The following is a 12,830-nucleotide window of genomic DNA, read 5'->3' as shown; positions in this document are numbered from 1 at the left end:
TTCATAATGATATTATTGAGGTCTCAAACTTTATTTATAGTTGAATCTGAATAACAAGAAGTTCCTTCTCCAGCTTCAGTTGTTTGTACATCGCTACAACATTCATCTGATGGAGTTAGTTCCACAGTTGAGTTATCCATATTATTCCCCCCAATAAGAGTGACAGCAACAATGATTGTACCTATCCAAAGAAATATCTTTTGAAATTTCTGAGGTTTCGGACTGTTCTGTTTTTCCTCTACCTGATCCGTACAGCAACTGTTTCGCTTTTCACTTAGGTCATCGCCTGTTGAATCACAGCAGGCTTTCTGCCTTTTAAAGTACAGTTGGTAGTAACCGAACAGCAAGGATACAATAGCCAGAGCAATGAAGTATATTCTATATTCGGCAAAAAAACTAAGCTGTGATGCACCAATACCGATTGAGGCAAGAATCCCTGCTAAAATGGGTAAACCACAGCAAGTAACTAAGCCCAGAAAAGCCAGAACAGATGAGAATACACCTACTACTGTTGAGCCGATTGTTTTTAATTTATTCATATTTTGATTGATTTGAAGACTATTAATTATTGAATACTAAACACAAATAAACAAGTTCCATAATGTATCATACACTATAGAACCTATATCTTTTATCCGGTTAATTTATCTTAGCCACAGCAGCCGGATTGGGGTGATTTATTTTCATCCGAATTGTTTTCGGATGCCTCCTGTTTTGTGCCTGCTGTATCTTCTATTTTTACTTCTTTTGTCGGTAATGAACAGCAACTGTTTTCCTGAGTGGCAGCAGTGAGAGAATCCCAGAAGTTTTTTGATTTATTCTTTTCCATTTTTTGATTGTAAGCAACAGTAAGTATTTATTGCTCTGTTTTATAGTTATAACTACCTCTGGTTATTATACCCTGACAAAGTAATAAAAAGGTCTGCGACCTTAATTATATTGTCAATTAGATACTTATTTTTCCTGAAGCAACAGTCTCAGATTCTCACCTTTCAACTCCTGATTATACCAAGGGACAAGCACCATATTACCTGACGAGATACGATTGACTTCGTTAATCCATTTCTTTTCCGAAACAGCCCTTGCTTTTAAAAGAGGATTTTGAGTGGGTGTATTTATCATGCTGTTATTTACAATCCACCATTTATTTTCGATACCTGCACGTTTGAGATCTTCTCTCAAGCGTTCTGCTTCGAGAACAGGCGTAGCTTCGGGCAGGGTAACGATGATAACCTCTGTCTCATTCTTATCCCGTAGTCGGGGTAGCAGATTACGAACCGATTCGAGTATATCTCCCTGTGTTCTTTCCACCTCCTTGTGATAACTTTGAGTCGTATCCAACAAAAGCAATGTATGTCCTGTCGGAGCTGTGTCGATAATTACCACTTCTGTATCGGCTTTCCTGACAATTTCGGCAAAGGCTCTGAAAACAGCAATCTCTTTTGTACAAGGCGAACGAAGGTCTTCTTCCACATAGGCTATTTCCTCTTTGTTTTTCCCTGCGTCTTTCGCTTTTTGAATAACCTCATTTTTATATGCAGTTAATTCGGCTTCAGGGTTAATACTACTTACCGTAATATTATTTTCCTCCTGAATAATGAACTTCAGATGGTCAGCCGGATCGGTTGTCGTCAGGTGTACCTTTTGTCCTTTTGATGCCAGTTCAAGAGCGAGCGAGGCTGCCAGTGTTGTTTTACCTACACCGCCTTTACCCATCGTGAAAATTACACGTTTGTTTGTCGTGCTAAGGTATTGACCCAATTCTTTCAGAGTTTTATATTCGTCAAAAGAACCAGCATCCTGAGTATCGGGAATAATGTCTTGTTTAAAGAAACGGCGTAGGTTTTCTATTCCTGTCAGATTATAGGATCGGAGCGGAACATAGAAACTCTTTAATGAATCAAGATTTTCGGGTAACTGCTCCAACGCATTGGTTTGCTTATTATAAAGTTCGGTAGAAATAATATCGTTCTTATCCCCGTCACTCAACAATCCGTTTACCACCATCCATTGATTCTTAATATTCATATCCCATAATTCGTTGGATGAACGGGATACTTCCTGCAAGGGGGTATAGTCGGGTCGGGATACAAGAACAAGGGTTGTCAGCTTTGGATCGGATAGTTTTTCTACCGCTTCCATATACATTTCCTGTTTCTCACGCATACCCGATAGCTGACCCACATAATTAGCCGATGGCGTTTCGTTACTGATAAAGTTACCCCATGCCGATGGCAGTTCCAACATTCGCAGGGTATGTCCTGTGGGAGCAGTATCAAAAATAATGTAATCGTACAATGCCGATTTATCTTTACTGGTAATAATTTCCGAAAATTCATTGAAGGCTGCAATTTCCACGGTACATGATCCCGACAACTGTTCTTCAATATTCTTAATCATAGCTTCGGGCAGCTTTCCCCGATAAGGTGCTATAATAGATTCTTTATAATCATGTGCCGCATCTTCGGGGTTCAGATTAATTACAGTCAGATTGGGAACTTCGCTTATAAGACTGCCTTTATTGTTGAGCTGTGTACTGAAAACATCCTGTAAATTAGATGCAGGGTCGGTACTGATAAGCAAGACCTTTTTTTGAAGGTCTGCCAGTGTAACGGCTGTCGCACACGCCAGCGAAGTCTTGCCGACACCTCCCTTACCTGTGAAAAACATATACTTGGTCAGGTTTATTGATTCGGGATTGTATTCGATTAATTGATTCCTTTTCATATTTATTTAATTATTTATTGATTGTTATTCTTTGATTTCAATTCCTGTCCAAGCCGTTAGTTCAGCTTGTGTCGGATACTCTTTTTCTTTTATTACTTTATTCTCCATGATGGTCAAAGGGAAAATGTCAATCCCCTTATCACTCAGATAATCGTCTATATTTGGTATCTGAGCCAGCAAGTCGGGTTTCATGGCAACATTGATGCGGATTAGTTCAACTCCGTTATTTCTTAAAATATCGGCATCACGGTCAAGACGTTGTAGCTCTGAATAGGTTTCGGGGCTTGTTAAGCTTGTGGAGCAACAACCACCCATTTCAAAAATTGTAATTTTACGTGTCATATCATTTCTGTTTTATTGTTTTCATATAAGAAGTCGGAAAAAACTATAAAAAGACACATTTGGAAATAAAAAAAACGATCCATAAATTATGAATCGTTTATAAACAGTAAGTTAAGTATGGTTTTATTTTTGATTATCAGTCAAATTCTTCTCTATTTCAAGAAGAGGTGTGCATGTGATTTTAATATCACAATGTACAAAGTTTCCATTCTTATCATATACTATTTCACAACGCTCAAGAAACATTTCATGAAGCATCTTTCTTGCCCGTTGGATACGCATCTTTGTTGCCGAAAGTTTAAGTCCCAGTTTCTCCGCTATCTCTTTTTGAGGAACATTGTCGATATCACTCCATAAAAGGGGGATGCTGTATTCTTCGGGTAACAGTTTTACCATCTGAGCGATCAGTTCATCTTCCAGTTCAAATTCAGCAGGCTCGTCCGGAGTCATCTCCATTTGTTCTGTCAATTCCGAAGACGGTGACAGGCTTCGGAAATGATCTGCAATTACATGACGGGTGGTCTGATACAGCCAGCCTCTGAGGTGCTGAATCTCGGTATTATTCTGATATGCTTTTGCAAAACGGTACATCACTTCCTGTACAATGTCTTCTGCCTGCTCTTTATCTTCTACTTTAGTTAAAGCATAAGCGAATAAAGCATCATAGAAATCCTGTATCGTTTCGTTTATATTGCAACAGGTACTCATAATTAAATAGCTCTATGTAAATAATGAATCATTTTACTCTACAATCTCTGTCCAAGGGATTACAGCAAAGTTACCATTGGATAGCTCCCTCACTTTTTCTATCCATTGTATCTCGCTCTGAGCCTTTGCTTTTAAGAAAGGGCTTTGGGTCGGTGTAAGCAGCATACTCGAATTAACCACCCACCATTTATTTTTAATGCCTGCTCGTGATAAATCTTCCTGTAAACGTTGAGCTTCAAAAACAGGAGTCGTTTCGGGCAAAGTAACAATTACCACTTCTGTTTCTTTTTCATTACGCAATCTTGGTAGTAGATGCTGAACGGCAGGAGATATATTACCTTGTGTACGTTCTACTTCTTTGTGATAACTTTGTGTAGAATCCAAAAGCAATAAGGTATGACCTGTGGGTGCAGTGTCGATTACAACCACTTGATCGTCGGCTTTGGCTACAATCTCGGCAAAGGCATTGAAAACAGCAATCTCCTGTGTACACGGAGAACGTAAATCTTCTTCGATGTAGCTTAAGTCTGCGTCTCCCATCGTTTCACGAGCCTTATCCAATACATTTTCCTGATAGGCGGCAAGTACTGCTTTCTCATCGATATGGCTGACTGTTATTCCTTCGATTTTGGTATTTACATACGCCAGATGGTTTGCCGGATCGGTAGTACTCAAATGCACTTTCACTCCTTTGGCTGCCAGTCCACGGGCAATAGTTGCAGCAATGGTTGTCTTTCCTACGCCGCCCTTACCCATTGTGAATATAACACGCTTGCCTGAGATGTACAGGTCTTCGATCAGATTTTCAATCGTCTTAAAATCAGTTGTTGCGACTTCATCTACCTGAATTGTTACTGTCACATCTCTGTTCAACATATTGCGGATATTGTCAACGCCTGTCATATTGTATGAACGCAGAGGCACAAAATAGGTGGGCAGGTTCAGCAATGCTTGCGAGCGATTATTTAATGCTTTTTGCTGACGTTCGTATAGTTGTTTGGAAATGGTATCATTTTCATCATAATTCTCCAGTATGCCGTTTATGATGAGATTTTGAGCTTTTATATTCAGTTCTAATAATTCATTAGAAGAACGTTCCACTTCTCTTAATGGCGTTTCATCGGGACGGCTTACCAGAAAAAGAGTAGTTTGGGAGGCATCCGACAGGGTTCTTACTGCTTCTTTGTATATCCCTTTCTTATCTTCCAACCCCGATAGTTGACCCAAACAAGATGCTCCCGTTGTATTCTCATCGATAAAGGTATTCCAAGCCGATGGCAGTTGCAACATACGCAAAGTATGACCTGTTGGTGCTGTATCAAAGATAATGTGGCTGTAACCTTTACGTTTCTCTTCATTGGTTATCACATCCGAAAACTCATTGAAGGCAGCAATCTCAACCGTGCATGAGCCTGATAACTGTTCTTCCATATTGATAATAACGCTTTCAGGCAACTTGCCCCTGTATGGTCCGATCACGGATTCTTTGTATTCCCGTGCGGCCTGTTCGGGATCAAGATTAATAACAGTCAGGTTAGGTACTTCTTTGATGACTGTACCTTTGTTATTTAATGGCATATCGAACACATCCTGTAAGTTGGATGCAGGATCGGTACTAACCAGTAATACTTTTTTGCCCGAATCGGCAAGGTTTACCGCAGTAGCACAGGCAATGGATGTTTTACCTACTCCGCCTTTTCCGGTAAAGAATATATACTTGGTGAAACTTTCGGTGGATGGATTATATAATTTCATATCTTTTTTCTTTTTTAGGGATGAGAATTTCTGTTCTAGCCATTTTTAAGGATAGAATAATTATTATTAGGAGACTTAAATTGTTATTTCACTTTTTTATGATAAGCTCTTCTTCGGGAACATTGAGCCATTCAGATATCTGCTTATTGGTAGGATAAGCTTTTTTGAGTACAATTTCCCCATCGAGTGTGGTAATCGGAAAAACATCTGCTCCTTCTGCCATAAGGCAATTATTAATAACTTTGGTGGAAACATAGACTTGCGGATGGTCACGCAAATTGAAACGCTCAACGGGAATACCTTTTTTCTTGAGTGTTTCCAAAACTACTGCTATACGCATTAGTTCGGGATCAATATCAACGCCACACAATCCTGTCGGACAACAAAGCGTAGGATCGTATATCTTCATCACTTTTCGTGTATCTAATTTTAAATCTATCATAATAATTTATTTTGAATAATTTTGACTGATAATTGGTGCTTTTATAACTATAACAATCTCTTGCTATTATGTTTACCAAAGCAACAAATAGGTCTGATACCTTAAATTGTTATTGCTTTTAGTATTTCTTCTTTTGTAGGCACATAGCCTTTTATTTTCACTTCGCCGTCCACTACTACAGCAGGCAGAGACATAATATTGTATTTGACAATTTCGAGAATATCCTCTTCTTTGTAAACAGTTGCATCAATTCCCGACTCATCTACTACTTTTTGCACTGCCTCAAAAGTTGTTTTACACTTGGCACAGCCTGTGCCTAATATGATAATTTCCATAGCTTGTTTTTTGCTGTTTATACACTGATGATTATGTAATAAATACCTACTAAGATGAATATGGCTGATACGATACGTCTGAACCATACCTCAAAACTTTTCATCCGGTTGTAGAACTTACCCACATTCGACATACTGTAAGCCAGTAGATAAGCTATGATTATGACAGGCAATCCTGTTGCTACCGCAAAAACAAGAGGTAGTAATAATCCCGATGCACTGCTGATAGTCATTGGTATAAGCACTCCAAAGTATAGAACTCCACTATACGGACAGAAAGCCAATGCAAAGAGAACGCCAAGTAGGAATGCATTCAGGTAGCTCTTTTTCATATTCTTCTGGCTGACCTTCTGACTGATCTTATTCAATCCCGGAATATTCAGCTTTATTAAGTCAAGCATCAATATACCGATTATCACCAATGCAATACCCAAATACAATCCGCTGACGTTTTGGAGTAGTTTTGCAACCTGAAATTTACTGGCTCCAAAGTAAAATATCAGCCCTAAAGTGGTATAGCTGAAAGTACGTCCGAGCGTATAGAATATACCGCTAAGAAGCACTCTTCTTTTTTCGGTAATATCCTTGCTTAGATAGGCTGTCGCTGTAATATTTGTAGCCAATGGGCAAGGACTGATAGCTGTCATTAATCCCAGGATAAATGCCGTCAGTAATGGAATATCCGAATTGTCAACCAACTGTTGTAAAAACTCCATATTAGCTTAAACTTTCCTTGATTTTGGCAACCAGTTCTTTCTCAAATACCGCTTTATCATCTGTTCTTGCATAACGGCGGACAATGTCAGATACATCTACCGAATTATTCGTTTTCTTTTTAGTATTAACAATAACTACTGTTTGGGATTTTGCACTGTATTTGTCAACAAGTGCCTTATTGCCGGCATCTCCAAGAGCCACCTGTTTGAAAGAGATTTCGCCTTTTGTGAAGTTCTTTTCAATAATTAGTTTCACTTCCTGTTCAAGACTATTGCAGGCTGTAGCCTGACAACAAGGAAGTTGAGCTTTAAAATAGAGAACCTCCGCTTTATTCTTCTGAGCGAATACACCAGTGGTTATTAAGCTAAGGACAAGAAATAGGATTACTTTTTTCATCGTTTTATTAATTTAGATTTTTATTTACTTCTTCTTTAATCAGCTTGACAAGTACATCAGGTGTATTAATTGCGTTCGCAAAAGCCTGTTCGGTTAAGTTAACCGACTGATCTCCTTTGGCTATAATCAAGGCGTTCCACGAAACCTCGTATTTTTCCACCAAATCCTCGAATTGTTTATCGCTTGTATCTACTTCTATAAATTTTACGTTCTCATTTCCCTGATAGGCTTCTTTAATGGTCTTTGCGGTCAGATCGCCGACTGTAATACAGGTTTTACAACGTTGTTTTCCGTGAAAATAATAAACGTTTACGGTCGAAGCATCGGCAGTTGCAACAGTCTGTTCAGATGTCGTTGCTTCTGCTGTTTCTTGTTTGTTTTCTGTTTTTCCGCCTGTGCATGAGATTAGCAACAGGGTAAATAGTGAAAGTAAAAGTGTTTTCTTCATACGATTTATTTTTATTGGTTTATAGTTGTTCTGTTTTATAATACTTCTTTCTCAGCCAGAAGGCTATGTTTACTAAGGCAATCAATACAGGTACTTCGACCAATGGACCGACTACTCCTGCAAAGGCTTGTCCGCTATGTATTCCGAATACACCGATAGCAACTGCAATAGCCAGTTCAAAATTATTGCCTGTGGCAGTAAACGATACAGAGGCATTCTTGTCATAGCTCGCTCCCATTGCTTTTGTAACAAAGAAACTGATAAGGAACATCAGGACAAAGTAGATTAGTAGAGGTATGGCAATACGTACTACATCCATTGGAATTTGAACGATAAGATCTCCTTTTAGGCTAAACATTAATACGATGGTAAAAAGCAGGGCGATTAATGTAATGGGTGATATGGCAGGAATAAATTTCTCTTTATACCATTGTTCCCCTTTCATTTTTACCAATATCAGACGGCTTAGAATACCCATCAGGAAAGGAATACCAAGATAGATGGCTACCGTTTCGGCAATCGTACCGATAGATATATCTACGATAGCACCCTCGAAGCCGAATAAAGGAGGTAGTTTGGTAACAAACAGCCAAGCATAAAAACTGTAAAAGAACACTTGAAAGATGCTGTTAAGAGCAACCAAGCCTGCACCGTACTCGGTATTTCCTTCTGCCAGATCGTTCCATACTAAAACCATTGCAATACAACGGGCTAATCCTATAAGGATAACACCCACCATGTATTCGGGATAATCATGTAAAAAGGTTATTGCCAGCAAGAACATTAGAAATGGTCCTATAATCCAGTTCAGAATCAAAGAGGTACTAAGAATCTTTACATTGGTAAAGACTTTAGGTAGCAGCTTATAATCAACTTTAGCCAGTGGCGGATACATCATCAGGATAAGCCCGATAGCCAAAGGGATATTGGTTGTTCCACTCGACATGGAATCTATTGTGCCGGCTACCGAGGGAAAGAAGTAACCTATTCCCACCCCGATAGCCATCGCAATAAATATCCAAAGAGTTAAGTTCTTATCCAAGAAGCTCATCTTTTTTTTACTCATTTCCTTTTATCTCTTTTAAATAAAACTCATAAAACCCTTTTTTGATTTCATCACGTACACGGATATACTCGGATTGTACAAACTCAGGTGTGCCAACAGCATCGGACGGATCGTCAAAACCAATGTGTAAACGGTGCTTTACCTTGCCGATAAAGGCGGGACAGCTTTCTTTAGCTCCTCCACAAACGGTAATTACATAATCCCATTCGATACCAAGGTATTTGTCAACACTATCGGAAGTGTGATGTGAAATATCGACTCCCGCTTCTTTCATTACTTCAACCGCTTTAGGATTTAGTTTTCCGCTTGCATTTGTTCCTGCGGAATAAACTTCGAGTGACGCATCGAACGATTGAAGGAAACCATGAGCCATCTGGCTGCGGCAGCTATTGCCTGTGCAAAGAATAAGTACTTTCATTGTTGTATTATTATTTAGTTGTTTAATCATCTTGTTATTACTCATAGGTATGCCTATGCAGACGGTTTGTTGTCCTAAGTCGGTAAAGCTATTCTTTAAAAAGAAGCCATTAGCTGTAAGAGATACATCCGCAGTTAACTCTTTTATCCCGACTTCTTTGGCATATTGCTCAATATTTGACAACAGAGCTTTTGCGATGCCCTGTCCTTGAAAATCCTTATGAATAAAGAGAGTATTTAAATATCCATCGGGTTTGAGAGAACAGAAGCCGACTACTTTGTTTTCAATTTCACAGACAATAAAATATTCTTCGTTGATACGTTGTACCCAAGTGTCATTATCTTCTCCACGTTTTGCCCACAGATCAACTTGTTCAAATGTATAATCTTTGATATTTACGGATATGATTGTTTCCCGGTAGAGTTTCTTTATTTGCTCTATATCTTCTTGCTTTGCTAATCTGATTGTATTCATATCGTAGGGATTAATTTTACACACTTTCTATTCGCTGTTCGAGGAACTACGAATAGAAAAGACAAATTTTTTAAATGCTGCATTCTGCATCAAATTGAACATCTTTGAAAAATGTAGAAAATAGTTTTTGTGCTGTTTCCCAGTTTTTCCTATTGATGCAGTATTTCACTGTGGGAGGTGTAATTGTTCCCTGTATCAGTTCGGCATCTTTCAGTTCATTCAGATGTTGTGAAAGGGTACTTTTTGCTACGGGTAGTATTTCAGACATATCGCCGTGATAACAACAGGTCTGGCTTGCCAATAATTGTAGTATGGCTATACGCACAGGATGACCCATTGCTTTGGCAAAGCGTGCTATCTGCTCTTGTTCTTTGGTTAATTCTTTTTTCGACATAGGATATATATTATTTACAGTTCGCAAATATACGAATTATATTCAATTCGTAATATGCCGAATGGTAATTTTTAGATTCTTTATTGGTTTTGACGCTAACTATATAGGTATGAAATTTATCCGTGTTTATTATGTAAAGTAAATTTTACCTGAACATATCTATGTAAGTGTTATATCCTAATATTTTTTATATAAAAATAAGAATTAAGATTATATAATTTTTAGCATACCTTAAAAGGCGATGAATTTTCAAATTGTATAACTATGTCAAGGGAATTTGTCAGAATAGGTTATATCGCCAGACAAATCATCACTAAAAAAATAATCTAGGTTATTCTTTTGGAAAATGACACTCAAAAGATTTAGCAAATATCTACATGCCTGATTTAATTAACTCTCTTAGTCCCGCCAACAGATTGTCATGAATAAATGGGAGACGAAGTCTTCGGTATGATAAACTTTATCGGACACGCAAAAGTCCATGCTGAATATGTAGCTGTTCCGGCTTCACAATTGGCATTGAAGCCCAAGAACATCTCATCATTTTTATCGAAGAATGGTCCGATAGGGAAGCATTAGCTACACATTGCCGTATAGAACACTTTAGAAGGCTTGTTCCGGCAATTGATAAATTCCAATCGAAAAAGGGTACGGTAATTATTATGGATTTATTTTTCAGATAAGTTAAGATTCATTTTTTCGGATAACAATACCTCCTTAGGCTTGTTATATATAATATACTTCTTTATCCTTTCCGAATAACATCTCCTTTCGCAGAATTAGGTGTACTTTATAGTCTATAATGCGGTCACAAAAGATGCGATCGGAAATACTTCACTTATAATACCCAATAAGAATTAAAAATCTAACCCCTTATCTCATTATTTACAACTAGAGACAAGAAGCCCTCTTATTCTATAATTGTAGCATAACCATTAAAATAAGAAAACATGGAAGCGAAAGAACAAAAAACAGTTATAATTCAAGTTCAGGGAAATTGCTCAATGTGCAAGGCACGTATCGAAAATGCAGCTAAAGAGATCAGCGGTGTATCATCTGCAAACTGGGATCAAAAGACAAAGCAATTACACTTGAGTTTCGATGAATCCGATACATCAGTAGAGAGGATTAGTAAGGCAATAGCCAAAGCCGGTCATGACACAAATAAATATGAAGCAGACATAGCAACTTATGCCGCCTTACCTAATTGCTGTAAATACAGAAAGTAATTACAAATTCTAAATTGAATCAAAATGAAAAAGTTAATTTTAGCAATAGTAGTCACACTTTTAGCAATTGTATCATACAATCAGCCCGCCAGTGCCCAGAATCAGGATACCAATGTGGCATTACAACCTGTTTATCAAGCATATTTTACACTCAAGGATGCTTTAGTTGCAAGTGATGGCAAAGCGGTGCAAAGTGCCGCCGAATCTTTATACAAAAACATAGCAGGCGTACCTATGGATAAACTGGGAAACAGCCACACTATCTGGATGAATCTTAAATCCAAACTCAATTTCGATGCCGAACATATGAAAGGTACAAATGATATTGGTCATCACAGAGAGTATTTCATATCACTGTCGAAAAATATGTTTGAACTGATGAAAGTCGTTAAATACGGGAAAACTGTATATTATCAACATTGCCCGATGTATAACAAGAAAAAGGGTGGAGCAAATTGGTTGAGTCTGGATAAGGCTATTAAGAATCCTTATTACGGTGCCAAAATGCTTACCTGCGGTAGCGTACAAGAAACAATTAACAACAAATAAAACCCCCTTTATTATGGAAAATATGGAAAACAAACAGGAAATGCAACATAGCCCTAAAAATGAAGGGCATAGCGGCAACCATTCTTTAGCAATGTACAAACGCTTTGCAATTATGGCGGTTGTAATGTTCGCAGCAATGTATTTTATAATGTATGCTATGATTGACGGTTTAAATAATCTTATCCACAACATTAATAATTTGTATATGACCTTGCTGATGGTTTCTGCAATGTTGATTATTGAAATATGGATAATGAAGGGTATGTATGAAAACAAGAAGATCAATTGGGGCATTATAATAATTTCTGCTGCAATAGGTATTTTTTCATGGTTTGGTATTCGGGAGCAAATAAATGTTGGCGATAAACAATTTGTAAAAGGTATGATACCCCATCACGCAGCCGCAGTATTGATGTCGGAAAAAGCAAACCTTACCGACCCCGAACTGATACAGCTGCAAAAAAACATACTCAAAACCCAAGCAGAAGAAATAGAATTTATGAAGCGAAAGCTGAAAGAATTTGGAGATAAGTAAACAAAAAATATATACTCACTGTATATGAAAAAGATTAGTAAAATACTATTTTCGATTTTTGTGCTGTCGGTTACAATTCCCACGGTAAAGTCACAAAACATCAAGGAATATAATTTATATATCAATGACACCATTGTAAATTATACGGGGAAAAATAAAAAAGCAATTGCTGCTAACGGTCAAATCCCGATGCCGACACTTTATTTCACCGAAGGAGATACGGCAGTAGTGGATGTGCATAACAATATGATGCACGAAACATCTATTCACTGGCATGGTCTGCTTTTACCCAACG

General features: G+C 37.9%; 19 protein-coding genes and 1 pseudogene. 5 read left to right on the top strand and 15 right to left on the bottom strand.

Features of this window, described 5'->3' with window-relative positions; all coding sequences use genetic code 11:
- Positions 1 to 23: 23 nt before the first annotated feature.
- The 15 genes and pseudogenes from G7Y57_RS17355 to G7Y57_RS17290 form a co-directional block, all read right to left on the bottom strand.
- A complete protein-coding gene (locus G7Y57_RS17355) occupies positions 24 to 539 on the bottom strand; it encodes a hypothetical protein (RefSeq protein WP_165027161.1) in 516 nt (171 codons plus the stop codon).
- Positions 540 to 649: 110 nt separating this feature from the next.
- Complete coding sequence (locus tag G7Y57_RS17350) at positions 650 to 829, bottom strand: hypothetical protein (RefSeq protein WP_165027158.1); 180 nt, start codon at positions 827 to 829, stop codon at positions 650 to 652.
- Between the two features lie 125 nt (positions 830 to 954).
- The gene (gene arsA / locus G7Y57_RS17345; RefSeq protein WP_165027155.1) at positions 955 to 2,727 is read right to left on the bottom strand and encodes an arsenical pump-driving ATPase; all 1,773 of its coding nucleotides are present in this window, start codon (positions 2,725 to 2,727) and stop codon (positions 955 to 957) included.
- Between the two features lie 24 nt (positions 2,728 to 2,751).
- Positions 2,752 to 3,069 carry an arsenic metallochaperone ArsD family protein gene (locus G7Y57_RS17340; protein WP_165027152.1) on the bottom strand — a complete coding sequence of 106 codons (318 nt, stop codon included), beginning with the start codon at positions 3,067 to 3,069 and terminating at the stop codon, positions 2,752 to 2,754.
- Positions 3,070 to 3,192: 123 nt separating this feature from the next.
- Positions 3,193 to 3,777, bottom strand: coding sequence for a sigma-70 family RNA polymerase sigma factor (locus tag G7Y57_RS17335; protein WP_165027149.1), 585 nt, complete (start codon positions 3,775 to 3,777; stop codon positions 3,193 to 3,195).
- A 33-nt stretch (positions 3,778 to 3,810) separates the two neighbouring features.
- Positions 3,811 to 5,532 carry an arsenical pump-driving ATPase gene (gene arsA / locus G7Y57_RS17330; RefSeq protein ID WP_165027147.1) on the bottom strand — a complete coding sequence of 574 codons (1,722 nt, stop codon included), beginning with the start codon at positions 5,530 to 5,532 and terminating at the stop codon, positions 3,811 to 3,813.
- 88 nt (positions 5,533 to 5,620) lie between these two features.
- Positions 5,621 to 5,974, bottom strand: coding sequence for an arsenite efflux transporter metallochaperone ArsD (gene arsD / locus G7Y57_RS17325; RefSeq protein WP_165027144.1), 354 nt, complete (start codon positions 5,972 to 5,974; stop codon positions 5,621 to 5,623).
- Positions 5,975 to 6,075: 101 nt separating this feature from the next.
- Complete coding sequence (locus G7Y57_RS17320; protein ID WP_165027141.1) at positions 6,076 to 6,309, bottom strand: thioredoxin family protein; 234 nt, start codon at positions 6,307 to 6,309, stop codon at positions 6,076 to 6,078.
- 17 nt (positions 6,310 to 6,326) lie between these two features.
- Positions 6,327 to 7,025, bottom strand: coding sequence for an aromatic aminobenezylarsenical efflux permease ArsG family transporter (locus tag G7Y57_RS17315; RefSeq protein ID WP_165027139.1), 699 nt, complete (start codon positions 7,023 to 7,025; stop codon positions 6,327 to 6,329).
- Between the two features lies 1 nt (position 7,026).
- Positions 7,027 to 7,422, bottom strand: coding sequence for a hypothetical protein (locus G7Y57_RS17310; protein ID WP_165027136.1), 396 nt, complete (start codon positions 7,420 to 7,422; stop codon positions 7,027 to 7,029).
- A 7-nt stretch (positions 7,423 to 7,429) separates the two neighbouring features.
- The gene (locus tag G7Y57_RS17305; RefSeq protein ID WP_165027134.1) at positions 7,430 to 7,870 is read right to left on the bottom strand and encodes a nitrophenyl compound nitroreductase subunit ArsF family protein; all 441 of its coding nucleotides are present in this window, start codon (positions 7,868 to 7,870) and stop codon (positions 7,430 to 7,432) included.
- Between the two features lie 19 nt (positions 7,871 to 7,889).
- Positions 7,890 to 8,936 (bottom strand): ACR3 family arsenite efflux transporter, encoded by a 1,047-nt coding sequence (gene arsB / locus G7Y57_RS17300; protein WP_165027131.1) that lies wholly within the window; start codon positions 8,934 to 8,936, stop codon positions 7,890 to 7,892.
- Complete coding sequence (locus G7Y57_RS18110; RefSeq protein WP_255491503.1) at positions 8,929 to 9,354, bottom strand: arsenate reductase ArsC; 426 nt, start codon at positions 9,352 to 9,354, stop codon at positions 8,929 to 8,931. Before G7Y57_RS18110 ends, arsB begins: the two co-directional genes overlap by 8 nt.
- A 51-nt stretch (positions 9,355 to 9,405) precedes the next feature.
- Positions 9,406 to 9,828: pseudogene (locus G7Y57_RS18105) on the bottom strand (GNAT family N-acetyltransferase); the annotation flags it as partial.
- A gap of 70 nt (positions 9,829 to 9,898) precedes the next feature.
- Positions 9,899 to 10,222: an ArsR/SmtB family transcription factor gene (locus tag G7Y57_RS17290; RefSeq protein WP_165027126.1), complete on the bottom strand. Its 324-nt coding sequence runs from the start codon at positions 10,220 to 10,222 to the stop codon at positions 9,899 to 9,901.
- Positions 10,223 to 10,651: 429 nt separating this feature from the next.
- On the opposite strand from G7Y57_RS17290, the gene G7Y57_RS17285 reads away from it, so the two are divergent.
- From G7Y57_RS17285 to G7Y57_RS17265, 5 genes are all read left to right on the top strand, one after another.
- The gene (locus G7Y57_RS17285; protein WP_221412151.1) at positions 10,652 to 10,801 is read left to right on the top strand and encodes a hypothetical protein; all 150 of its coding nucleotides are present in this window, start codon (positions 10,652 to 10,654) and stop codon (positions 10,799 to 10,801) included.
- Positions 10,802 to 11,172: 371 nt separating this feature from the next.
- Positions 11,173 to 11,451, top strand: a complete 279-nt coding sequence (locus G7Y57_RS17280) for a heavy-metal-associated domain-containing protein (RefSeq protein ID WP_165027124.1) — start codon at positions 11,173 to 11,175, stop codon at positions 11,449 to 11,451.
- Positions 11,452 to 11,475: 24 nt separating this feature from the next.
- Complete coding sequence (locus tag G7Y57_RS17275) at positions 11,476 to 12,000, top strand: DUF3347 domain-containing protein (RefSeq protein WP_165027122.1); 525 nt, start codon at positions 11,476 to 11,478, stop codon at positions 11,998 to 12,000.
- Between the two features lie 13 nt (positions 12,001 to 12,013).
- Entirely contained in the window at positions 12,014 to 12,535 is a 522-nt protein-coding gene (locus tag G7Y57_RS17270; RefSeq protein ID WP_165027120.1) for a DUF305 domain-containing protein, read from the top strand.
- Positions 12,536 to 12,559: 24 nt separating this feature from the next.
- Positions 12,560 to 12,830, top strand: a 271-nt coding sequence (locus tag G7Y57_RS17265; RefSeq protein WP_165027117.1) for a multicopper oxidase domain-containing protein, incomplete at its 3' end; no start/stop codon positions are given.

The organism is Dysgonomonas sp. ZJ279 (assembly GCF_011039205.1).
Lineage (GTDB): Bacteria > Bacteroidota > Bacteroidia > Bacteroidales > Dysgonomonadaceae > Dysgonomonas.
The sequence above is the reverse complement of the archived record's forward strand: the minus strand, read 5'-3'. Positions and strand labels throughout refer to the sequence as shown.

Bases quoted from the DNA above. Each gene is read 5' to 3' on its own strand.
- G7Y57_RS17355 (WP_165027161.1), bottom strand. From the start codon at position 539: ATGAATAAATTAAAAACAATCGGCTCAACAGTAGTAGGTGTATTCTCA.
- G7Y57_RS17315 (WP_165027139.1), bottom strand. From the start codon at position 7,025: ATGGAGTTTTTACAACAGTTGGTTGACAATTCGGATATTCCATTACTG.
- G7Y57_RS18110 (WP_255491503.1), bottom strand. From the start codon at position 9,354: ATGAAAGTACTTATTCTTTGCACAGGCAATAGCTGCCGCAGCCAGATG.
- G7Y57_RS17280 (WP_165027124.1), top strand. From the start codon at position 11,173: ATGGAAGCGAAAGAACAAAAAACAGTTATAATTCAAGTTCAGGGAAAT.
- G7Y57_RS17285 (WP_221412151.1), top strand. From the start codon at position 10,652: ATGGGAGACGAAGTCTTCGGTATGATAAACTTTATCGGACACGCAAAA.
- G7Y57_RS17290 (WP_165027126.1), bottom strand. From the start codon at position 10,222: ATGTCGAAAAAAGAATTAACCAAAGAACAAGAGCAGATAGCACGCTTT.
- G7Y57_RS17310 (WP_165027136.1), bottom strand. From the start codon at position 7,422: ATGAAAAAAGTAATCCTATTTCTTGTCCTTAGCTTAATAACCACTGGT.
- G7Y57_RS17270 (WP_165027120.1), top strand. From the start codon at position 12,014: ATGGAAAATATGGAAAACAAACAGGAAATGCAACATAGCCCTAAAAAT.
- G7Y57_RS17275 (WP_165027122.1), top strand. From the start codon at position 11,476: ATGAAAAAGTTAATTTTAGCAATAGTAGTCACACTTTTAGCAATTGTA.
- arsA (WP_165027147.1), bottom strand. From the start codon at position 5,532: ATGAAATTATATAATCCATCCACCGAAAGTTTCACCAAGTATATATTC.
- arsA (WP_165027155.1), bottom strand. From the start codon at position 2,727: ATGAAAAGGAATCAATTAATCGAATACAATCCCGAATCAATAAACCTG.
- G7Y57_RS17335 (WP_165027149.1), bottom strand. From the start codon at position 3,777: ATGAGTACCTGTTGCAATATAAACGAAACGATACAGGATTTCTATGAT.
- G7Y57_RS17350 (WP_165027158.1), bottom strand. From the start codon at position 829: ATGGAAAAGAATAAATCAAAAAACTTCTGGGATTCTCTCACTGCTGCC.
- arsB (WP_165027131.1), bottom strand. From the start codon at position 8,936: ATGAGTAAAAAAAAGATGAGCTTCTTGGATAAGAACTTAACTCTTTGG.
- arsD (WP_165027144.1), bottom strand. From the start codon at position 5,974: ATGATAGATTTAAAATTAGATACACGAAAAGTGATGAAGATATACGAT.
- G7Y57_RS17305 (WP_165027134.1), bottom strand. From the start codon at position 7,870: ATGAAGAAAACACTTTTACTTTCACTATTTACCCTGTTGCTAATCTCA.
- G7Y57_RS17320 (WP_165027141.1), bottom strand. From the start codon at position 6,309: ATGGAAATTATCATATTAGGCACAGGCTGTGCCAAGTGTAAAACAACT.
- G7Y57_RS17340 (WP_165027152.1), bottom strand. From the start codon at position 3,069: ATGACACGTAAAATTACAATTTTTGAAATGGGTGGTTGTTGCTCCACA.